This is a genomic window from Kribbella sp. NPDC050820, assembly GCF_040653975.1.
GTDB lineage: Bacteria > Actinomycetota > Actinomycetes > Propionibacteriales > Kribbellaceae > Kribbella.
Genome location: NZ_JBFAHB010000016.1, coordinates 1 through 20,894 on the forward strand (window position 1 = coordinate 1; position 20,894 = coordinate 20,894).

General features: G+C 68.6%; 22 protein-coding genes. 14 read left to right on the forward strand and 8 right to left on the reverse strand.

The genetic code is table 11. The features are described from left to right. Positions 1 to 205: 205 nt before the first annotated feature. The 3 genes from AB0H36_RS16515 to AB0H36_RS16525 all read right to left on the reverse strand — a co-directional run bounded on the left by AB0H36_RS16515 (position 206) and on the right by AB0H36_RS16525 (position 1,087). A complete protein-coding gene (locus AB0H36_RS16515) occupies positions 206 to 391 on the reverse strand; it encodes a hypothetical protein (RefSeq protein ID WP_360522988.1) in 186 nt (61 codons plus the stop codon). A gap of 64 nt (positions 392 to 455) precedes the next feature. Then, complete coding sequence (locus tag AB0H36_RS16520; RefSeq protein WP_132151798.1) at positions 456 to 743, reverse strand: WhiB family transcriptional regulator; 288 nt, start codon at positions 741 to 743, stop codon at positions 456 to 458. Positions 744 to 889: 146 nt separating this feature from the next. After that, positions 890 to 1,087, reverse strand: coding sequence for a hypothetical protein (locus tag AB0H36_RS16525; protein ID WP_131467411.1), 198 nt, complete (start codon positions 1,085 to 1,087; stop codon positions 890 to 892). Between the two features lie 431 nt (positions 1,088 to 1,518). On the opposite strand from AB0H36_RS16525, the gene AB0H36_RS16530 reads away from it, so the two are divergent. Both AB0H36_RS16530 and AB0H36_RS16535 read left to right on the forward strand, forming a co-directional pair. Next, positions 1,519 to 2,469, forward strand: a complete 951-nt coding sequence (locus AB0H36_RS16530; protein WP_360522991.1) for a YihY/virulence factor BrkB family protein — start codon at positions 1,519 to 1,521, stop codon at positions 2,467 to 2,469. 9 nt (positions 2,470 to 2,478) lie between these two features. After that, positions 2,479 to 3,363, forward strand: a complete 885-nt coding sequence (locus tag AB0H36_RS16535; RefSeq protein WP_360522993.1) for an AraC family transcriptional regulator — start codon at positions 2,479 to 2,481, stop codon at positions 3,361 to 3,363. 1 nt (position 3,364) lies between these two features. Here the strand turns inward: AB0H36_RS16535 and AB0H36_RS16540 are convergent, their stop codons facing one another. Next, positions 3,365 to 5,467: an ATP-dependent DNA helicase UvrD2 gene (locus tag AB0H36_RS16540; protein WP_360522995.1), complete on the reverse strand. Its 2,103-nt coding sequence runs from the start codon at positions 5,465 to 5,467 to the stop codon at positions 3,365 to 3,367. 102 nt (positions 5,468 to 5,569) lie between these two features. On the opposite strand from AB0H36_RS16540, the gene AB0H36_RS16545 reads away from it, so the two are divergent. Both AB0H36_RS16545 and AB0H36_RS16550 read left to right on the forward strand, forming a co-directional pair. Continuing rightward, positions 5,570 to 5,809, forward strand: coding sequence for a mycoredoxin (locus tag AB0H36_RS16545; protein WP_360522998.1), 240 nt, complete (start codon positions 5,570 to 5,572; stop codon positions 5,807 to 5,809). A 135-nt stretch (positions 5,810 to 5,944) separates the two neighbouring features. Continuing rightward, the gene (locus AB0H36_RS16550; RefSeq protein ID WP_360523001.1) at positions 5,945 to 8,317 is read left to right on the forward strand and encodes a hypothetical protein; all 2,373 of its coding nucleotides are present in this window, start codon (positions 5,945 to 5,947) and stop codon (positions 8,315 to 8,317) included. Here the strand turns inward: AB0H36_RS16550 and nudC are convergent, their stop codons facing one another. After that, positions 8,318 to 9,253 (reverse strand): NAD(+) diphosphatase, encoded by a 936-nt coding sequence (gene nudC, locus AB0H36_RS16555; protein ID WP_360523004.1) that lies wholly within the window; start codon positions 9,251 to 9,253, stop codon positions 8,318 to 8,320. Positions 9,254 to 9,280: 27 nt separating this feature from the next. On the opposite strand from nudC, the gene deoD reads away from it, so the two are divergent. Then, a complete protein-coding gene (gene deoD / locus AB0H36_RS16560) occupies positions 9,281 to 9,994 on the forward strand; it encodes a purine-nucleoside phosphorylase (RefSeq protein WP_360523006.1) in 714 nt (237 codons plus the stop codon). 8 nt (positions 9,995 to 10,002) lie between these two features. Further along, a complete protein-coding gene (locus AB0H36_RS16565) occupies positions 10,003 to 10,509 on the forward strand; it encodes a hypothetical protein (RefSeq protein ID WP_360523009.1) in 507 nt (168 codons plus the stop codon). Between the two features lie 25 nt (positions 10,510 to 10,534). Here AB0H36_RS16565 and AB0H36_RS16570 read toward each other — a convergent pair whose 3' ends face one another. After that, the gene (locus AB0H36_RS16570; RefSeq protein WP_360523012.1) at positions 10,535 to 11,170 is read right to left on the reverse strand and encodes a TetR/AcrR family transcriptional regulator; all 636 of its coding nucleotides are present in this window, start codon (positions 11,168 to 11,170) and stop codon (positions 10,535 to 10,537) included. A 165-nt stretch (positions 11,171 to 11,335) separates the two neighbouring features. On the opposite strand from AB0H36_RS16570, the gene AB0H36_RS16575 reads away from it, so the two are divergent. From AB0H36_RS16575 to AB0H36_RS16585, 3 genes are read left to right on the forward strand one after another with little or no spacing between them, the layout of a single operon-like run. Then, complete coding sequence (locus AB0H36_RS16575) at positions 11,336 to 12,142, forward strand: SDR family oxidoreductase (RefSeq protein ID WP_360523015.1); 807 nt, start codon at positions 11,336 to 11,338, stop codon at positions 12,140 to 12,142. A gap of 6 nt (positions 12,143 to 12,148) precedes the next feature. Beyond that, entirely contained in the window at positions 12,149 to 13,273 is a 1,125-nt protein-coding gene (locus tag AB0H36_RS16580; RefSeq protein ID WP_360523018.1) for a DUF5938 domain-containing protein, read from the forward strand. A gap of 10 nt (positions 13,274 to 13,283) precedes the next feature. Next, positions 13,284 to 14,837, forward strand: coding sequence for a long-chain fatty acid--CoA ligase (locus AB0H36_RS16585; protein WP_360523021.1), 1,554 nt, complete (start codon positions 13,284 to 13,286; stop codon positions 14,835 to 14,837). Here the strand turns inward: AB0H36_RS16585 and AB0H36_RS16590 are convergent. After that, positions 14,834 to 15,511, reverse strand: a complete 678-nt coding sequence (locus tag AB0H36_RS16590; RefSeq protein WP_360523024.1) for a GPP34 family phosphoprotein — start codon at positions 15,509 to 15,511, stop codon at positions 14,834 to 14,836. The two genes, AB0H36_RS16585 and AB0H36_RS16590, sit on opposite strands and share 4 nt — an antisense overlap. Before the next feature lie 166 nt (positions 15,512 to 15,677). Between AB0H36_RS16590 and AB0H36_RS16595 the strand changes: the two genes are divergently transcribed. Together AB0H36_RS16595 and AB0H36_RS16600 are read left to right on the forward strand one after the other, a co-directional pair. Then, on the forward strand, positions 15,678 to 16,265 hold the full coding sequence (locus AB0H36_RS16595) for a GNAT family N-acetyltransferase (RefSeq protein ID WP_360523027.1): 588 nt from the start codon (positions 15,678 to 15,680) through the stop codon (positions 16,263 to 16,265). 3 nt (positions 16,266 to 16,268) lie between these two features. Beyond that, on the forward strand, positions 16,269 to 18,020 hold the full coding sequence (locus tag AB0H36_RS16600) for an IucA/IucC family siderophore biosynthesis protein (protein WP_360523030.1): 1,752 nt from the start codon (positions 16,269 to 16,271) through the stop codon (positions 18,018 to 18,020). On the opposite strand, the gene AB0H36_RS16605 is transcribed toward AB0H36_RS16600, so the two are convergent. Next, on the reverse strand, positions 18,001 to 18,588 hold the full coding sequence (locus AB0H36_RS16605; protein WP_360523033.1) for a helix-turn-helix domain-containing protein: 588 nt from the start codon (positions 18,586 to 18,588) through the stop codon (positions 18,001 to 18,003). The two genes, AB0H36_RS16600 and AB0H36_RS16605, sit on opposite strands and share 20 nt — an antisense overlap. 60 nt (positions 18,589 to 18,648) lie before the next feature. Here AB0H36_RS16605 and AB0H36_RS16610 point away from each other — a divergent pair, with 60 nt between their 5' ends. The 3 genes from AB0H36_RS16610 (at position 18,649) to AB0H36_RS16620 (ending at position 20,883) form a co-directional block, all read left to right on the forward strand. Next, the gene (locus tag AB0H36_RS16610) at positions 18,649 to 19,281 is read left to right on the forward strand and encodes a DsbA family protein (protein WP_360523036.1); all 633 of its coding nucleotides are present in this window, start codon (positions 18,649 to 18,651) and stop codon (positions 19,279 to 19,281) included. 114 nt (positions 19,282 to 19,395) lie between these two features. Continuing rightward, positions 19,396 to 20,229: an SAM-dependent methyltransferase gene (locus AB0H36_RS16615; protein ID WP_360523038.1), complete on the forward strand. Its 834-nt coding sequence runs from the start codon at positions 19,396 to 19,398 to the stop codon at positions 20,227 to 20,229. 141 nt (positions 20,230 to 20,370) lie between these two features. Continuing rightward, a complete protein-coding gene (locus tag AB0H36_RS16620) occupies positions 20,371 to 20,883 on the forward strand; it encodes a Uma2 family endonuclease (protein WP_360523041.1) in 513 nt (170 codons plus the stop codon). Positions 20,884 to 20,894: the final 11 nt, after the last annotated feature.

The window sequence follows — 20,894 nt, forward strand, 5'->3', positions numbered from 1 at the left end:
CAACCCCCCCTCACAAACCCCCCACACAGCCCCCCCCCCCCCCCCCCCCGGCCCCCCCCCCGCCCCCCCCCCCACACCTTAACCGCGCCGGGGGGGGCCAAACGGGCCCCCCCCCCCCCTCGGTGGTTCAGCTGGTCAGGCTGGGGTGCCTGCCGGGCGGTCCTCCCTTTCGGACCGCCCGCAGGCTTTCGGTCGTGCTGGTGGATCAGACCAGGCGGGCAAGCGCGAGGCGCGCGCGTGCGCTGGCCCTCTCCGCTCGCCGGCTGGCCCGCTCGGCCCGCTTCTGCGCACGCTCCATCGAGAGCGCGAGGTAGAAGCGCCGGTTCTGCTCTGCGTCGTTCAATTTGGAACGACAATGAGCACGGGCAAGATCTTCATTGAGTAAATGCATCTCAGTTCTCCTGGGTGAAGTCTGGTTCGTCATGGTCTGGGGTCTCGATTCGGATCTGGGATCGTCAGGCAGCGGTCACGGTGTCACTCTTGCGGGGACGCCCACGGGGCCGCTTGCGCGGAACCACCACTCCCTGGACGAACAGCTCGCCGCCCCACACTCCCCACGGCTCGGAACGCTCGAGCGCTCCGGCCAGGCACTCGGCCTTCAGCGGGCAGGTGGTGCACAGCGACTTGGCGTACTCGACGTCCGCCGGCGATTCGGCGAAGAAGAGTTCTGGCGCGTAGGACCGACAGGGCAGGTCCTGCGACGAGGCCACCTCGGTGAAGACATCGAGGAAGCTCACGCTCATTCCGGTCACCTCCCAGTGACTTGGTGCTGATCTCTTGTCGTCGGTGACGGTCAACGGTTGATGACCGCCAAAATCAGGGACAAACAAAAGGGCCGCGGGACCCTTTTCGGGTTCCGCGGCCTTGGAGGTGCCGGCTCTGACGTCTGTCAGACCGGTGGACTCCATGCTCGAGAACCCGAACCGCCGTACTTCACATCGCCGACAGCTCCGCCCTTGAACTGGGCAGCGCCGGAAGCCATGAGCACAACGGTCGCGACGTGCAGGCGCGGCGAGGCACCCTGAATCGGGGCGCACGGCAGCGCGGCAGCGTCGCTGAACGGCTTCTTGACCGTGTTGGTGATCATTTCCAGGGCACCTCCTCTCGTTGTGGCGAAGCGGGCGGTTAGCTCGATCGCTATGGTGGTTTGAAGTTTTCGGCCAGGCTTCGACCGCAGAAAGAACAGTACGCCGTCCCCAGCGGAGCCCGCAAACTATTTAACGCCAGTTCGCGAAGTTGGCCGGAAGTTGCCGCCGAGGTGGCCGGAACTGGCTGCCACAGCAGACTTCCAGCACGCTCCGGGACGTCATCCGCACGTTCCGGGATCGTTGCTTCTGTCACCTAAATGCCACGTCTGCCGTGAGCAGAACCCGGCACGTCCTCCACCATGCGCCTTCCCCACCCACTCTGGCAACACATTTCCTTCGACCTGCCCGAACGGGCAGGGCCGGATCGGCAGGTTTTCCACGGCAGCCGCGCGGATACCTGCAGGACGACCTGGGGAGAAGGGTGGGGATCGTGCCGGAACAACGAGCAGCCACGGTGCCGGGGGTCGAGGCGGAGACCCCGAGACAGATTCCGGCGGCCGGCTGGTGGCAGGTGATCAAGCGGGCGTGGAAAGAGGCCAAGGCCGATCAGGTCCCGTTGCTGGCGGCCGGAGTGGCCTTCTTCGGGTTCCTGTCGCTGTTCCCGGCCATCGTCGCCGCGGTGCTGGCCTACGGGCTGATCGCCGACCCGGCGCAGATCCGCACCCAGGCGGAGGAGCTGGGCAAGGCGATGCCGGCTGCGGGACGCGACCTGCTCCTCCAGCAGATCGACGCGCTGACCTCGGCGCCCAGCCGGAGTCTCGGCATCGGCGTGGCCGTCGCGGTAGTCGTCGCGTTGTGGAGCGCCTCCGGCGGCGTCGGCTACCTGGTCACCGCGGTGAACATGGCGTACGACGAGGAGGAGTCGCGGGGCTTCGTCCGCCAGAAGCTGCTCGCGCTCGGCATGACCCTGGGGGCGATCGTCTTCGTCCTGCTGGCCGTCGCGCTGTTCGCCGCCGGCGCTGCGATCGGCGACGACGTACCGGGACCGGTCCGCGTCGGCCTGCAGGTCGCGCGGTTCGCGCTGGCCGTGCTGCTGATCCTCGTCGTGCTGGCGGTCGTCTACCGGGTCGCTCCGTCGCGGGACGCGCCGCGGATGCGCTGGGTGTCCATCGGTGCGGCCGTGGCGATGGTGATCTGGCTGGCCGCCTCGGTCGGGTTCTCGATCTACGTCGAGACGTTCGGCAACTACGCCAAGACCTACGGCAGCCTGGCCGCCGTCGCGATCCTGATGCTCTGGCTGTGGCTCACCGCGTACGCCGTCCTCCTCGGAGCCGAGATCAACGCGGAAGCCGAACAGCAAACAGCCCGCGACACCACCAGGGGTGAACCAATGCCGCTCGGCCGGCGCAATGCAGTGAAGGCCGACTCAGTCCCCGAGTAACCTGCCAAGGTGGCACTCGACGAGCTCCGGGACCTGCTGGTTCGGCATGTCCGCGCGGACGAGTCCACTGCGATCGATGGCTTCTACATCGCGAAGGTCGAGCGGTCCGGGCCACCGGCGCCGTCGATGTCGGGCGTGGTCCTGGCAGTTCTGGTGCAGGGTGCGAAGCGCCTGGTCGTCGGCGACCGTGTGTACCTGTACCGCCCAGGCGACTACCTGGTCGCCTCGGTCGACCTTCCCGTCACCGGCCACTTCGTCGACGCCACCCCGCAGGACCCTGCGCTCGGCCTCGCGCTCACGCTCGAGCCCCCGCTGATCGCCGACCTGCTCCTGCACGCCGCGCCGGGCGATCTGCCCCGCCCGCGCGCAAGCGCCGTACCGGCCATTGCGGTCGGTGCGCTGACCGACGACCTGGTGGACAGCCTGGTCCGGCTCGTTCGGCTGCTGGAGCGCCCGCGGGATCGGGCTGTGCTGGCACCGATGGTCAAGCGGGAGATTCTCTGGCGGCTGGTCACCGGCGAGCAGGGCGTCGCCGTGCGCCAGCTCGGTCTGGCCGACAGCAACCTCAGCCACATCACCCGCGCCGCCCGCTGGATCCGCGACCACTACGCCGAACCGTTCCGCGTCGAGGACCTGGCCCGGCTGACCGGCATGAGCCCGTCCGGGTTCTACCGGCACTTCCAGACAGTCACGGCGCTGAGCCCGATCCAGTTCCAGAAGCAGATCCGGCTGCAGCAGGCGCGGCTGCTGCTCGCATCCCACCCGCGCGACATCACCACCGTCGCTCACGAGGTCGGCTACGACAGTCCGTCCCAGTTCAGCCGCGAGTACCGCCGCCAGTACGGCGTCCCGCCCAGTGAGGACGCAGGCCGTCTGCTCGCGCCCACGCCCTGAGTCAGCGCGTGCAGAGCAGCAGGATCCGCTCGCCGTACTTGGTCAGCTTGGTGTGACCGATGCCGGGGATCCGGCGCAGAGCCTGCTCGTCGGTGGGCCGGGTCTCGGCGATCGCGGTCAGTGTGGCGTCGGTCAGGATGACGAACGCGGGCATGCGCTCGCTCGCCGCCTGCTCGGTCCGCCAGGCGATCAACGCGTCGTACAGCTCCTGGTCGATCGATGACGGGCAGTCCTCGCAGCGGCCGAGCTTCCGCGCACCCGGGTCGAGCAGGCCACGCCCGCAGACCCGGCACTTCGGGATCGGCTTGCCGGCCTTGGTCGATCGCTCGCCTGACGGCTCCCGGGTGGTCGGCCGGGACGGCGTACGCACCCCGATGGGGTCGAGGAAGCGCGTCGGACCGCGCTGACCGCGGCCGCCCGGGGACCGTGAGGTGGACCAGCTGATGAAGAGCTGCTGCTTCGCCCGGGTCACACCGACATAGAACAGCCGCCGCTCCTCCTCCACCTGCGCCGGCGTCTGGGCGTAGCTGATCGGCAGCGTCCCCTCGTGCGCGCCCACGATGAAGACGCAGTCCCACTCCAGCCCCTTGGCCGCGTGCAGCGTCGCCAGCGTGACGCCCTCGGCCAGCGGCGCGTGCTGGATCGACGCCCGCCGGTCCAGCTCCGCCATGAGCTCCGGCAACCGGGCCGACGGGTTCTCGCGGGCGAAGTCCGACGTCATCGTCACCAGGGCGCTCAGCGACTCCCACCGATCCCGCACGGCGCCCGTGCCCGTCGGCGGCTCCGGAGTCCAGCCGGCTCCGCCCAGCACGCCGGTCACCACCTCGACCAGGTCGTCGGACACATCCCCGGCCTTCGCCTGACCCCGCAGCAGTACGGCGGCCTGCCGGATCTCGGCGCGCTCGAAGAAGCGCTCGGCCCCCTTCAGCACGGTCGGGATCTTCCGCTCGGCCAGCGCCTGCTCGAAGTTCTCCGACTGCGCGTTCGTCCGGAACAGTACGGCGATGTCGCGCAACTGCACGTCCTCGTCCTGCAGCCGCGTGACCGCCCGCGCCACCGCATCGGCCTCGGCGACCTCGTCGGAGTACTCGCGGTACACCGGCGCCGGGCCCGCCTCACGCTGCGACCGGAGCGTGACTCGCCCCGGCAGCCCGGCCGGACCGGTCGCGTCGAGGATCTTGTTGGCCACGTCGACGATCTGCGGGGTGGACCGGTAGTCACGCACCAGCTTGATCACCGTCGCGGACGGGTGCCGGGCGGCGAAGCGGACCAGGTTCTCCGGTTCGGCGCCGGCCCAGGAGTAGATGGTCTGCGCCGGGTCGCCGACCACACAGACGTCCTCGCGCCCGCCGAGCCACAGGTCGAGCAAGCTCTGCTGCAGCGGACTCACGTCCTGGTACTCGTCGACGACGAACGTCCGGTACTGCCGCCGGATCTCCGCCGCTACCCGCTCGTCCTCGGCGAGCAGCGCGACCGCGCAGAGCAGCACGTCCTCCAGGTCGATCCGGCCGCGCTCCAGCTTCACATCCTCGTACGCCGCGAACACCCGGGCGATCGTGGCCGGGTCGAACGCGGCCAGCGTCCGGCCCGAGCGGGGCGCCAGCTTCGCGTAGTCGTCCGGCCGGACATTGCTCACCTTGGCCCACTCGACCTCGCCGGCGAGGTCGCGCAGCGCCGGAGTGTCCACGCGGACCCGGCAGCGCGAGGCCGCCTCGGTCAGCAGCGGGAACTTGCGGTCCGCGATCGGTGGCAGCTCCCCGCCGTACACCTTGGGCCAGAACCACTTCGCCTGCCGCAGCGCGGCGGAGTGGAACGTGCGCGCCTGCACGCCCTCGACGCCGAGCTGCGCGAGCCGGCCGCGCATCTCCCCCGCGGCTCGCTGGGTGAAGGTGACCGCGAGCACCCGGAGCGGGTCGAACGTGCCGGTACGCACGCCGTACGCAATCCGGTGGGTGATCGCCCGCGTCTTGCCGGTCCCCGCCCCCGCCATCACCACGACCGGCCCGTTCAGCGCGGTCGCGACCGCCCGCTGCTCAGGGTCGAGCGCCTCCAAGAGGTCATCCGCAGACGCGGAACGTGTGAGATCGCTCACGGACGGGGACATTCGGGAACAGCACCACCTGCGAGCCGGTTCGGATACGTCGAGAGCAACCCTAGACGGGCGGCCCGACAGAAACCCCCTCCCACCGCACGAAGGAGTCAGCCGATGGCGGCTTTCACGATGTACTCGACCCCCTGGTGTGGCTACTGCCACCGCCTCAAGGGCCAGCTCAAGCGAGCCGGGATCGAGTTCACCGAGGTCGACATCGAGCAGGTCCCGGAGGCCGCGAAGATCGTCGAGAAGATCAACAACGGCAACCAGACGGTTCCGACCGTCGTCTTCGAGGACGGCACCGCGATGACGAACCCGTCGCTGGCCCAGGTCGCCGAGAAGCTCGCCGCCTAGGTCCCGCGATCACGGCGCCGTCCCGAGCGGGCGGCGCCGTTTCGTGCTGCCCGCACACTCATAGGGCGCGAGTTATGGACTTTACGGTCATGACCGTTATACCTTCCTCGGAACAACGCCGCAGGGAGCCCGCCCATGATTCCGCGCCGTCATTTCCGCCATGTCCTGATTCGTGCCGCTCTGGCCTGCGCCCTGATGCTGGGCCTCCTCGCCACCGGCGGCCGCACCGCCTCCGCCGGCCCGGACCCGCAGCGGCCGGAGCCGTTCCCGTCCGAGACCGGCCCGATCCGCAAGGACGACAGCCGGATCGGCATCGCCGCCGAGGATCCGGTCCGCGACCTCGGCGCCCCGATCAGCTCGCTCACCGTGATGGAGGGCGCCGTCGGCCGGACGCCGGACGGCCGCGACGTCGTGTACGCCGTACCCGCCGGTGAGAACGCCCAGCTCAACGTCGTCGACCTGCACAGCCGCCAGCTGATCCACGCGCTGCCACTGGCAGGGGCAGCGGGTGCGTGGGCGATCGTGGTCGCGCCCGACGGCCGCCTGTACGTCGGCACCTACCCCAACGCCCACCTGTATCGCTACGACCCGGGCACCGGCACCGTCACCGACCTGGGCCAGCCGATCCCCGGTGAGTCGGTCATCTACGGCCTCACCGCGGACCAGAACGGCAACGTGTACGCAGGCACCTACCCGACGGCCCATGCCTTCAAGTACGACCCGTCGACCAGCCAGGTGACTGACTACGGCTCACTCGACCCGGTGCAGCAGTACGCACGGTCGACCGTCTACGACCCGGACCACAACAAGCTGTTCGTCGGCATCTCCACCCCGAACGCCAGGCTGCTCCGGATCGACGTGGAGACCCGGCAGGTCGAGGACATCACTCCGCCCGGTACGACGGCCAAGGACTTCATCGACCTCGACTACGCGAACGGACGGGTCTTCGCCAACGCCAGCAGCCGGCTGGTCGTGGTCGACGCGGTCACCGGCGAGCAGGTCAAGTTCACCGACGCCGCCACGGGCAGTCTGGTCATGGACTACCCCATCGCCGCCCGCGGTGTGTCCGCGGCCGGTCCTGGTGGCGTGTACTTCACCAACAACACGCTCGCCCTCACCCACTACGACCTGGACACGAACACCGTCGGTCCGGTGTCACCGCCCCGCACGGTGACCCGTGGTGCATCGATCGGCTACGGCTGGGTCACCGAGAACGGCAGCCAGGTGCTGTACGGCTTGGCGGGCAACTACTCCGGCGGAACGTTCCGGTACAACCCACAGGACGGCACGCTCGCCCAGTGGAGCTCACCGTTCCAGTACGTTCCGGTAGCCCTCATGCACGCGCTCGCGGACCCGGCGACCGGGAAGGTCTTCGTCAACGCGTACCTCAACGGTTCGACGTCGGTCTACGACCCAGCCACCGGCAAGTCCACGGTCACGACGCGTCAGGGCCAGGTCGAGGACTGGGCCTGGGACGGCAACGGCAAGATGTACGTCGGCATCTACCCCTACGGCAGGCTGTCGCTGTGGGACCCGAACGCACCCGCCACGCCGACGAACCCGAAGGAACTCTTCAGTCTCGTCGACAGCCACCACCAGAACCGGCCCGTCGCAGTAGTCCCTGCAGGCGACAAGGTCTACGTCGGCACCACACCGGCGTACGGCGAATACGGCGGAGCCCTCACGGTGTACGACGTACCGACCGGAGCGTTCACCGTCTACCGCAACCTGGTGGCCGACCAGACCATCTCCTCACTGCTACCAGTCGGCACCGCAGTGTGGGCCGGCTCCGGCATCGAGGGCGGCCAGGGCACTGAGCCGATCGCCACCGAGGCCCACCTGGTCAAGGTCGACCCGTCCACCGGCGCCGTACTCACAGACGTCGTACCCGTGCCCGGTGCGGCCAGCATCAACGAGCTGACCATCGGTCCGGACGGCAACCTGTGGGGCCTGGCGGACGGCATCGTGTTCGTCGCCGACCCGACGACCGGCGCCGTACTGCGACAGATCCCGGTCTTCAGCGGCCGCGCCGGAGCGAACGACGGAGCCCTGCAGTGGCGTGACGGCTACCTGTACGGCGTCACGGCCGGGCGACTGTTCGTCGTGGACAGCCTCGGTGGCGTGTCGACCATGCTGCGCGACCACGGTCTCAACCGGCTCACCCAGACCCCGGACGGCACGTACTACACGCTGCTGCGACCGGACGGCTGGACCAACCCGACCAACCTGGCCTCCTACACCCCACCGACCGATCCGTGTCCGCAGTCCGACCTCCGGGCGACCGTGTGGACCGGGAACATCAACAGCCACGTGACGAACCGGCACGTGGAGTACGGCTGCACGCTGACCGACGTACTGCCGGATGCGAAGGCCGACTGGCCCAGCCACGCCGCCTACGTCATCGCGGTGGACAAGAAGGCCAGAGAGCTGGAGAAGGCAGGCACGATCGAACGTTGGGAGGGTGCCCTGATCCGGCTCGCCGCCGCCCGCTCCGACGTCGGCCGCTGATCACCAGCTGCCGGTGAGCTCCTCGCCGTACCAGCCTTCGATCAGGCGGCGGGAGATGGAGATGTTGCCGGGGAGGGCCATCGTGCCGGCTTCGACCAGCGCACGAAGGTCCTCCCGGGTGAACCAGCGGGCCTCGGCGATCTCGTCGGCGTCCACCTCGATGTCGGTGCTCACCGCCTTGGCGTAGAAGCCGAGCATCAGGCTGGACGGCAGCGGCCACGGCTGACTGCCGGCGTACTCGATCTCCTCCCCCACCAGCACACCGGTCTCCTCGAGCACCTCCCGCCGTACGGCGGCCTCGAGCGACTCACCTGGTTCGACGAAGCCGGCCAGGGTCGAGTAGCGGCCCTCCGGCCAGGCCTCGTTGCGGCCGAGCAGTGCGCGGTCCTGGTCGTCGGTGACGAGGACGATGATCGCCGGGTCGCTGCGCGGGAAGTGCGACAGACCGCACGCCGGGCACTGCCGCACATGGCCTGCCTCGGCCACCTCAGTGTGCTCGCCGCAGTTCGCACAGTGCGTGTGCACGCCGTGCCAGTTGGACAGCCCGACCACGTGGACCGCCATACCGGCCTCGCGATCGTTCAGTACGGCGCCGATCTCACGCAGCCCGCCGTACGACTCGTCGGCCTCTGTGTCGACCAGTACGGCGAACACAGCGCGACCCTCTGCGGTCTGCCCTGCACCAGACTCCCGGTCGATGCCCAGGAAGACCCGCACACCCTCCGGCGCCTCGGACGGGTGCACCAGGTTCAGCGCGCTGCGGTCGGCGGTCACCTGGAGCTTGTCACCGGCGACGAGCGCCACCTGCGTGTCCGGAGCGACCCAGGCCTTCTCCAGCCAGTCGTGGTCGCGCCTGCGATCGGCGGCGCGGTCCAGCACGGACCGGGACAGGGCTAGCGAACCACGTGCGATGGAGTAGGCCACATACCTCAACATATCCCGGCACCGTGAGAGCATCCCGGCATGAGTATTCACATCGCCGCCAAGAAGGGGCAGATCGCACCGCGGGTGCTGTTCCCGGGGGACCCACTGCGAGCCAAGTGGATCGCGGAGACCTACCTGTCGGACGTGATCTGCTACACCGAGATCCGGAACATGTTCGGGTTCACTGGCACCTACAAGGGTCAGCCGATCTCCGTCCAGGGCTCCGGCATGGGCCAGGCGTCCGCCTCGATCTACGCGCACGAGCTCTTCGCGGAGTACGACGTGCAGACGCTGATCAGGGTCGGCACCTGCGGCGCGCTGACCGAGGCGGTCCGGGTCCGCGACGTGATCGTGGCGATGTCCGCGAGCACCGACTCGCAGATGAACCGGCTGCGCTTCCACGGCATCGACTACGCGCCGACGGCCGACTACCAGCTGCTGCGGGCCGCGGTGGACGCCGCCGAGGCGGGCGGGCTGAACGTGCACGTCGGCCAGGTGTTCTCCGGCGACCTGTTCTACAACGACCGTCCCGAGCTGGTCTCGCAGACGGCGGCGTACGGCGTGCTGGGCATCGAGATGGAGGCTGCCGCGCTGTACACGCTGGCGGCGAAGTTCGGCCGCCGGGCGCTCGGCATCATGACGGTGTCGGACCACCTGATCACCAAGGAGGAGACGACCGCCGAGGAGCGGCAGACGACGTTCTCCGAGATGATCACCATCGCCCTCGACGCGGCGATCGAGGTGCCGGTCTGAACCGGCGTATGGGCACAGTCACCGCCCTGGCCACCCTGCTGCTCCTGACTGCCTGCTCAGGTAACGACGAGCCGGCGGCAACCGAGTCGTCTTCCAGTCCGACGCCGACCGTGCTGCCGGATCTCACCGCCACGCAGGTTGTGAGCGCGCTGAAGACGGACGGTTACGACTGCACGACGGACGTCGCTTACGCGGTCTGCCGGAAGGGGATCACCTCGATCGGGGTGCTCACCGGAACGCACCCGCGACCGCCCGTGCTGTCGGTGCAGGCGTCCGGTCAGGTGGACGTCGCCTGGGGCGAGATCTCCAACTCGCTGCCGCGAATCCTGGAGCTCGCGCACGTCAACCAGCCGGAGATCGCCGGCTGGTTCGACCAGCAGAAGGGCAAGCCGATCGCCCAGCAGGCGTTCGGTGACTGGCTCGTCGACATCTCGGCCGAGGTCGACACCGAGGAACCCGGCGTACACCTGACCCTCACCGACAAACTCTGCAAGACGAACTGTCAGGCCGAGTAGGCTCCGGCCGCAGCCTGGGGCCCCGTCAAGTCGCGATCAGTTTGGGAAGGACCTGGCTGACTCGGTCGGTGAGCTGGGTCGGGACCTCGTCGGGGTCGGCGGCGTAGCCGACGACGGCCTGCTCGAACAGGCCGTCGATCAAGGCGTACGCCGTGGGGGCGTCGACCGTGGGCGTGCCGTCGACGAGGTCGGCGTACCGGGTCAGGATGCGCCAGATCATCTGCTCGAGCAGTTGGTCGATCGCGGTGACGTCGTCGCGCAGTTGTTCCTCGAACATGCTCTGCGCCCGTAGGTCGTACCAGAGCCGGTGCATCGGGGTCTCCTCGACCAGCGTCTGCGTCATCTTGGCGAGGAAGCCGGTCGCGAGCTCGTCGGCCGAGGCCGCGGTCTCGACGACCTCGTCGTACCGCTGCGCGCACTTGGTCTTGTAGTACCGCACGCAGTAGCTGATCAGGTCGATCTTGTCGCGGAAGTAGTAGTGCACGACGCCGTGGGTGAACTCGGAGTTGTTCGCGATCTCCCGCAGGCTGGTCCGCGCGTACCCGAGCTCGCCGAGCGTCTTCAGCGCCGACTCGGCCAGCGCGACCCGGCGGCGCTCGATCTTGTCGATCCCGGACACCCGGGCGGGCCGATCCGGCTCAGCGGCCTCCGCTGACGTCAAGACCAACCACCTCCCAGTGCGTCGAGCGTCAATCTACCCGCCGCGGACCCAGGCGCGACCCGCGGTGGGAGATTTCTTGACAAGTGTCAAACAAAGTCTTGACGACTGTCAAAGGATTCTCCAGAGTGAAAAGCAAGCGCGATGCTTCGAGCAAAGGAGCTTCAGATGGGCGGACTCGACCTCTCCGGCCGCAAGGCCCTCGTCACCGGCGGAGCCCAGGGGCTCGGCGAAGGGATGGCGAAGGCGCTCGCGGCGGCCGGCGCCAAAGTGGTGGTCAGCGACATCCAGAAGGACACCGGCGAGGCGGTCGCCGACGCGCTGGACAGCGAGTACGGCGCCGGCAACGGCTTCGTCGCCCACGACGTCACCGACGAGGGCAGCTGGGAGAACGCGGTCGTCGCCGCGAACGACATCCTCGGCGGCCTGGACATCCTGGTGAACAACGCCGGGATCGAGATCACCAGCCTGCTCACCGAGGTCACCGCCGACGAGATCCGCCGGATGCTCGACGTCAACATCCTCGGCACCACGCTCGGCATCAAGTGGGGACTGCGCACGATGCGGCCGGACGGGCTGGCCGGCCAGGGCGGTGCGATCGTCAACGTCGCGTCGGTCGCCGCGACCATCGCGTTCCCCGGCATCGCGGTCTACTCCGCGACCAAGTCCGCGGTCGACCGGCTCACCCGGGTCGCCGCGATGGAGTCCGGCAAGCTCGGGTACGGCGTCCGCGTCAACTGCATCTACCCCGGCCTGGTGCCGACCGCAATGGGCGCCGGACTGGCCAACGACGTGGCCCGGCTCGGACTGTTCGAGTCCCCAGAGGCAGCGGTCACCGCAGTCGTCGGGCTGACCCCGGCCGGCCGGCTCGGTGAGGTCACCGACATGGCCGACGCGGTCGTCTTCCTCGCCTCGGACGAGGCCCGGTTCATCACCGGCGCCGGCCTGCCGGTCGACGGCGGAATGGGGATGTGAGGCCCCATGACCACCAAGCCTGTCGTCGTGTACGGCGCTTCCGGCTACACCGGCCGCCTGGTCTGTGAGTTCCTCCGCCAGTACCACGTCCCGTTCGTGGCCGCCGGTCGCAGTGAGGAGAAGCTGAAGGAGTCGATGGACTCCCACGTGGCGGGAATCGAGACCGCCGACTACGAGGTCGCCGTCGTCGACCACGACGTGGCTGCGCTGACGGACCTGTTCAAGGGCGCGTCCGTCGTACTCAACACTGTCGGGCCGTTCAGTGAGCTCGGTCCCGCGGCTGTGGAGGCGGCGCTCGCCGCAGGAGCGCACTACACCGACACGACCGGTGAGCAGGACTGGCTGATGACCTGCGACGAGAAGTACGGCGCGGACTTCGCCGCAGCCGGACTGCTCCTCGCGCCCGGCATCGCGCAGATGTACACGACCAGCGAGATCGCTGCACAGCTGTGTCTGGAGCAGCCGGGCCTGGACACGCTGGACATCGCAGTGTTCTGGGGCGGCAGCCCGACCATCGCGTCGACGCGCACCATCCTGGTCAATGCGGCCACCTCCAAGGCCCACTACCTCGAGCACAACGAGTACACCGAGTTCCCAGAGCAGGGATTGGTGCCACTGGTGGTTCCCGGTCACCATGAACTGGCACTGTCCCTGCCCTGGGGCGGCATGTCGCACCCGGTCTGGTTCAAGCGCGACCCGCGCGTGGCCAACTGCAAGGCACAGGGCGGTGTCTTCAACGCCGCCCTGATGAACGGCGTGCCGCAGATCGTCGCCGCTGCACTGGAAGCGACCAAGGACATGGCTCCCGACGAGCGCAACGCGGCGCTCACCGAGACCGCCCGCCAGGTGATGAACCAGATGCCGCCCCGGGAGAACCCACGCGTCAACAAGACCCTGGACTCCGTGCACGCCTCCGGACCGCTCGGCCGGGCGCACTGTGTCATCCACGGCAACAGCAACTACCAGCAGACCGGTCTGCTGCAGGCCTACGCGGCGTACTCGCTGCTGCAGACTCCGCCGAAGCGGGTCGGGTTCGCCAGTGGCTGCCAGGCGTTCGGTCATCGCGAGCTGCTCGGCGTACTGCGCAGCTTCGGGCTGGTCTCCGAGCCACAGCTGACCGTGCTGCACTGAAGGGGTCGCAGTGAGACTGGTCGACTACCTCGACAAGGGCGCCTCGCTCGGTCCGGACGCACCGTGCCTGACCACCGACGGCGAGACGCTCACGTACGGCGAGGTGCAGCAGCTGTCGTACCGGATCGCGGCCGGTCTCGCGGCGACCGGCGTACGACCGGGTGGCAAGGTCGCGATCCTGTCGGCGAACGACCCGATCGCCTTCAGCTGCGTGTTCGGGATCAGCCGGGCCGGTGCGGTCTGGTGCCCGATCAACCCGCGCAACGAGGCGGCCGAGAACCGCGAGCTGCTCGACCAGTTCGACTGTGAAGTGCTGATCTACCAGGCGGCCTTCGCGCCCCTGGTGGATCGGATCCGGGAGGCCTTGCCGAAGGTGCACACCTTCGTCTGCCTGGATGCCGATCCCGACTCCGGCCGAGACCCCCACGTCCGTGGCCGGAGTGTCGGCTGGGACGCGTTCTGCGGGGGCGTGTCCCAGCCGGCCGTCGATCTCACCGGGCCCGACGATCTGGCGTTGATCGTCGGTACCGGTGGGACCACGGGGCGCCCGAAGGGCGTCATGCTGAGCAACCGCAACCTGGAGACGATGACGGCGCTGACCCTGATCGGCTACCCGTTCGGCGACCGGCCCGTCTACCTCGCGCTGGCGCCGCTGACCCACGCAGCCGGCGTACTATGCTTCCCCGTCCTGTCCTGCGGCGGCGAGATCGTCATCATGCGCACCCCGGACGTGCACGCGTTCCTGGAGCTGATCCCACGGCACCGCGTCACCCACACGTTCCTGCCGCCGACGCTGATCTACATGGTGCTAGCGGCCGAGGAGCTCGACAGCACCGACCTCACGTCCCTGCGGTGTTTCTGGTACGGCGCCGCGCCGATGTCGGTCGCCCGGCTCGAAGAAGCGCTGTCCCGGATCGGCCCGGTGATGGCCCAGCTGTTCGGCCAGACCGAGGCCCCCATGATGATCTCGACGATGGCGCCGGCCGACCACTTCGATGCCGACGGCAACATCGCCCGGTCGCGGCTGTCGTCGGCGGGCCGTCCGTCCCCACTCGTCACGACCGCGATCATGGCGCCGGACGGATCCCTCCTGCCGCCCGGCGACCGCGGTGAGATCGTCGTCCGCGGTTCGCTGGTGATGCAGGGGTACTACCGCAACCCCGAGGCCACCGCGGAGGCGTCGCGGCACGGCTGGCACCACACCGGCGACATCGGCTACCTGGACGCGGACAACTACCTCTACATCGTCGACCGCGCCAAGGACATGATCATCACTGGCGGCTTCAACGTGTACTCCACCGAGGTCGAGCAGGCGGTGCTGGCGCACGCCGCCGTCCAGGACTGCGCGGTGATCGGCCGCCCGGACGACAAGTGGGGCGAGCGAGTGGTCGCGGTCGTCCAGCCGCTCGCCGGCGGCGATGTCGATCCGGGCGAGCTGATCGCGTTCGTGAAGTCCCGGATCGGCAGCGTGAAAGCGCCCAAGGAGGTCCTGGTCTGGCCGGACCTGCCCCGGTCCAAGGTCGGCAAGGTGCTCAAGTCCGAGATCAAGGAGCGCCTGGCTTAGCTGCCGGCCGCTACCGCACCGGTGCTCACGACCACCGCAGTGGTCACCGCAGCCTGCATCTCCGAGACAGCCTTCTTCACAGCGTCGGCAGCCCAGTCCGACTCGGCGATCTCCTTCGCCCGCTGCTTGAGCGCCTTCTTGTCGACCGCGTCGGTGACGATCTTCGGTACGACGTTCAACGCGCTCAGCAAGGCGACCAGCGCCCCGGTGCGCTCGTCCGGCGTCGTACCCACTTTCAGCACGCTCTCGAGCGCCGTACGCATCTGTGCCTCGTGCCGCGCGTCCTTGGCCGGCCAGCGGGTCACCGGGAACAGGCCGAGCACCTTGTCCTGGTCCGCCTCCAGCACGCCGCGCTCCGCGAGCCTGGCGAGCACCTGCTCGCGCAGCTTCTTCGAGAGCCGGCCGATCTGGTCCTTGGGTCGCTTGCCGGGCTTGCCGGCCACGTAGGCCAGCCGCTCGTCCAGGATGCCGTCACCGGTCGGGGTGGCGTCCAGCACCTTGAGGCGGCCGCGCTTGACCTCCTCGCCCTCACCAGCGACGTCCAGCTTCCCGAGCATGGTCAGCTCGATCAGCACGGCCCCCGCCAGCGCGTAGTCCAGCCCTGGCGACCCGGTGATCGGCTTACCGCTCTCGTCGTCGTACAGCAGCAGCAAGAGATCTTCGGCAATCAACATGTGTCCAACGTAGGCAAACGGGTGTTGGGCGCACATCCGCCTCGCGGACTACCTGTGATCTCCGCCTCCCGTCGAGCCTGGGGGTGGACGCCGGAACTTGACGCGTTGACTATCTAGTAAGGTAAGCCTTAGCTAACAGGTTCGCCCACCTCGAAAGCAGACCGCCATGACCAGAGCACTGCCCGAGCCGATGTACCGGCGCTTCTTCGCCGGCATCGGCACCCTCAGCCTCCGGCCGTTCGACCTGACCGAGGATGTGCCGACCTTGCACGGCTGGGTCACGCAGCCCTACGCGCAGTACTGGGGCCTGCTGGACGCCTCGGTCGACGACGTGCGCGCGGAGTACCGCCGGATCGAGAGCACCGGACACCACCGCGCCTTCCTCGGCGAGCACGACGGCCGCCCGGCGTTCCTGATGGAGCGCTACGAACCGTCGTACGACGCCGTCGCCAAGACGTACGACGTCGCGCCCGGCGACGTCGGGATGCACGTCCTCGTTGCGCCGCCGCAGGCCCGGATCCCGGGCTTCACCGGCGCGATCTTCGAGACCATCCTGGACAGCCTGTTCAGCGACCCGCTGATCGACCGCGTCGTGGTCGAGCCGGACGTCCGCAACACCAAGATCCAGGCGCTGAACGAGCGGATGGGGTTCCGCAAGCACAGCATCGTGGACCTGCCCGACAAGCAGGCCTGGCTGAGTTTCTGCACCCGCGACCAGTACGCCGAGGCGACCAGGATGAACGAGGCCGGCTGACCGATGACCACCGAACATCTCACCCCCGAGGCCTGGGCCGTCGCGAACCGCGCGCTGGTCCGCAAGGCGCTGGCCGAGTTCAGTCACGAGCGGATCCTCGAGCCGGTTGCCGTCGGCAACCTGTACGAGGTGGCGAGCGCGCGCAGCCGGTACACCTTCGCGGCCACCCGCTACCCGCTGAACCACTGGGAGGTGGACGCCGAGTCCATCCAGCGGGACGGCGACCGCCCGGTCGACGCGCTCGACTTCGTCACCGAGTTCCACGAGCAGCTCGGCATCGGCGCCGCGATGCTGCCGGTGTACCTCGAGGAGATCAGCAGCACGCTCGCGAGTACGGCGTACAAGCTGTCCAAGCCTGCACAGACCGCCGGGGACCTGGTCGACGCGGACTTCCAGGTGATCGAGTCCGCGATGACCGAGGGGCACCCGTGCTTCGTCGCGAACAACGGGCGGCTCGGCTTCGGCGTCACCGACTACCGCGCCTTCGCGCCGGAGACCGGGCAACCGGTCCGGCTGACCTGGATCGCCGCCCGCAAGGACCGCGCGACGATCTCGCACAGCACCACGATCACGTACGACGACCTGCTGCGGACCGAGCTGGGACCCGACGTGCTGGAGCGCTTCGCCGCGGAGATCGTTGCCGCGGGCGCCGACCCGGCGGACTACGTGTACCTGCCGGTGCACCCGTGGCAGTGGGAGAACAAGACGTCGATCACGTTCGCGGCCGACATCGCGCAGCGGCACATCATCCACCTCGGGTCCAGCGACGACGACTACCAGCCACAGCAGTCGATCCGGACGTTCTTCAACCGGACGGAGCCGTCGCGGCACTACGTGAAGACGGCATTGTCGGTGCTGAACATGGGGTTCATGCGCGGGCTGTCGCCGACGTACATGGCCGCGACGCCGGCGATCAACGACTGGGTGTTCGGCCTGGTCGCGAACGACCTGGTGCTGAAGCGGTACGGCTTCTCGGTGCTGCGGGAGATCGCGGCCGCCGGGTACCACAACCGGTACTACGAGGCGGCCACCGAGAAGACGTCGCCGTACCGGAAGATGCTGTCGGCGCTGTGGCGGGAGAGCCCGGTGCCGACGCTCGAGCCGGGCGAGCGACTCGCGACGATGGCGAGCCTGCTGCACGTCGACCGGGACGGCACGTCGCTGGCCGCGGAGCTGATCCGGGCATCCGGCCTGGCGCCGGCCGACTGGCTGCGGTCGTACATCGACGCCTACCTGATCCCGTTGCTGCACTGCTTCTACGCCTACGAGCTGGTGTACATGCCGCACGGCGAGAACCTGATCCTCGTACTGCGGGACGCCGTGCCGATCCGGGTGATCATGAAGGACATCGCCGAGGAGATTGCGGTGATGAGCCCGGACACGCCGCTGCCGGCCGACGCCGAGCGGGTGCGGGCCGACGTACCGCACGACGAGAAGCTGCTGTGCGTCTTCACCGACATATTCGACTGCATCTTCCGGTTCCTCTCGCCGATGCTGGACCGGGAGGGGCTGCTGACGCCGTCGGCGTTCTGGTCCGTGGTCGCGGCCGCGGTGCGGGACTACCAGGCGGCGACGCCGGAGCTGGCCGACGCGTTCGCGAAGTACGACGTCTTCGCGCCATCGTTCGCGCTGTCGTGCCTGAACCGGCTGCAGCTGAAGAACAACCAGCAGATGGTGGACCTGACGGACATCGCCGGGTCACTGCAGTACCTCGGGACGCTCGACAACCCGCTGGTCACCGAAGCAGCTGACTGACCAGCGTGTCGGCCAGCCAGCGCTCGTAGTCCTCGACCGGCCAGTTCCGGTCGAGGACCAGGGTGCGGTAGATCTCCGCCGCCGTGCACGCGATGAAGAGGTCCAGCGCCTTGGGCTTGAGCTGGCCCTTGAACGACTTCAGGTAGATCTCGAGCTCCTGCTCGCGGGCCCACAGCATGCGCTCGAACTGCTCGGCGATCTCGGCGTCGACGCGGGCGGCTTCCTGGTAGATCCGGATCACGTCGACGCCGGTCTCGAACTGCCGGGTCTGCCAGTGCGCGGCGGCGCGCAACCTGGCGGCCGGGTCGGCGATGGCGAGCGACTCCTGGGCCAGCCGCCGGGTCTCCGCCTCGACGATCCAGATCCGGGAGATCTCCTTGAGGATCGCGGCCTTGTTGCCGAACGCCGAGTAGATGGTCTGCGCCGGGATCCGGGCCGCCTCGGAGATCGCCGTGATCGTCGTCGCGACGTACCCCTGCTCCGCGAACAGCTCGCGGGCCGCCCGCGCGACCTGCTCCTTGGTCGCCTGTGCCTGGCGAGCGCGGTGGGATTCCTCCTTGACAGCCACGTCAAGAATCTATCACTCTGTTCATCATAGTCTTACTCTGATGAACAGATGGGGGATCTGATGAAGACACTGGAGCTGTACGCCGATCCGGCCTGCCCGTGGAGCTGGCTCGCGGTCCGCTGGCTCACCGCGGTGGCGCCGGCACGGGAGCTGCAACTGACGTTCCGCTCGTTCAGCCTCTGGATGCGCGACGGCTCGGATCAGGCACCCGGCGTGCCCGAGTTCGTCCGTGCGGTGGCTGTTGCCGCGAGCAAGGAATCCGTGCGGGTGATGCGCGTCTTCGAAGCCCTGCGCGACGCCGGGCGCGGGGATGCGATCGAGCGGCTCTACCTGGAGTGGGGCTCGCGGGTGTTCGTCCCCGGTCCACCTCAGGCGCCGGCGCCCGCCGTACTCCTCGAAGCTCTTGCGGCCGCCGAGTTGGAGGCGTCCTGGGCAGACGCTGCCGACGATGTCCGGTGGGATGCCGCGATCGAGAGCTCCAACGCTGCGCTGGCTGCATTGACGTCAGGTACGCCGGTGGTGCCGACGCTGGTCGAAGGACGACAGGTGCTGTTCTCGGGCGCCGTACTGTCCGCTCCGGTGTCGGCGGCGGACGGGCTGGAGGTCTGGGACGCGCTGGAGATTCTCACGTCGGAGCCGTCGTTCGTCGGCCTGTCCACTGCGGGTTTGCCGATGCCTAGCTTCGCTCAGTGATCGGCGCACCTTCGATCCAGGCAAAGGTTGTCCCGCGTTGGTCACGTACTGTCGCAAATCAGCTACGATCGCACTTGCCGCGTTCGACAGCACCGGAGTAGGGAGTAGCCATCGATGGCCGACAACGAAGTACCTGCCATGTACGAGCGACTCAAGCTGGACCGGCCGCACGGCGCGCGGGTCTACGACTACTTCCTCGGCGGCAAGGACAACTTCGAGATCGACCGGCAGGCGGCTGAGCACCTGCTGCAGGCGTTCCCCGGGTTCCGCACCGCCGCGCAGTCGAACCGGATGTGGATGCACCGCTCCGCCCGGTACGTCGCCGAGCAGGGTGTCACCCAGTTCCTCGACGTCGGCACCGGCATCCCGACCAGCCCGAACCTGCACGAGGTCGTGCAGGAGGTCGTGCCCGAGGCCCGGGTCGTCTACGTCGACAACGACCCGATCGTGCTCGCGCACTCGCGGGCGCTGCTGACCAGCCGTCCCGAGGGCAAGACGACGTACCTCGAGGCGGACGTGACCGACCCGGCGTCGATCATCGGCTCGCAGGAGGTCAAGGACACCCTGGACCTCAGCAAGCCGGTCGCGCTGAGCCTGGTCGGCGTCTTCCACTACCTGCCCGACGCGCTCAAGCCGTACGACCTGGTGAAGCAGCTCCTCGAGCCGCTCGCGTCGGGGTCGTACCTGATCTTCTCGCACTGCACGCCGGACTTCGCTCCGGACCTGTGGGAGCGGGCGATCCAGGTCTACAAGGCCGACGGCGGCGACGCCCAGGTCCGCAGCAAGGAAGAGGTCACCCGCTTCTTCGACGGCCTCGAGCTGATCGAGCCCGGCGTCTCCGCCCCCTTCCGCTGGCACCCCGACGCCGAGACCACCCAGCTCGTCGAAAAGGGCGAGTTCACCGACGTTATGTGCAGCCTCTGGGTAGGCGTAGCCCGCAAACCCTGACCCAGCCTCCAACCAAGAGCCGGCGACTCCATGCTGAGTCCCGGCTCTTTGTTGTACCGCGACTGCGGTCGTCGGCCTGTGGTCGGTGGCGGTTGTGGATAACTTCTGCGGTGGGTCGGGGGACTCGGTCAAGCTGGGGTGGTGCGCAGCGAACAGACGATTGACGTTCCCAGGGATGGCCGCCGGTACGAGGTCGTGGACGGCCGGCTGCTGGTCACTGGTGTCCAGCCACCCGCCCATCACGCAGCCGTCATCGCCCTGATGATCCGCCTCAAACAAGCCTGCCCGCCCCACCTACTCGTCTCCGTAGGCTCCCTGGACTTCCGCCCCACCCGCACCATCTCCCTCCGCCCCGATCTCCTCGTCTGCCCGCGCGAGGCCGCCGGACGCCACCTCCTCCAATCCCCACCCCTCCTCGCCGTCGAGGTCCTCTCCCCCTCCACCCGAACGACCGACGTGGTCCTCAAACGCACCCTCTACGAAACCTACGCCGTCCCCACCTACTGGCTCCTCGACCCCACCCACCAAGAACTGACAGTCCTCCGCCTAACCCCGACCGGCTACACCTGCCTGGCCGTCGTCCACGCCGAAGAACCCTTCGAGACGACAACCCCCTTCCCCATCACCTTCACCCCAGCCGAACTCACCCGCTGACCCAGGGCATC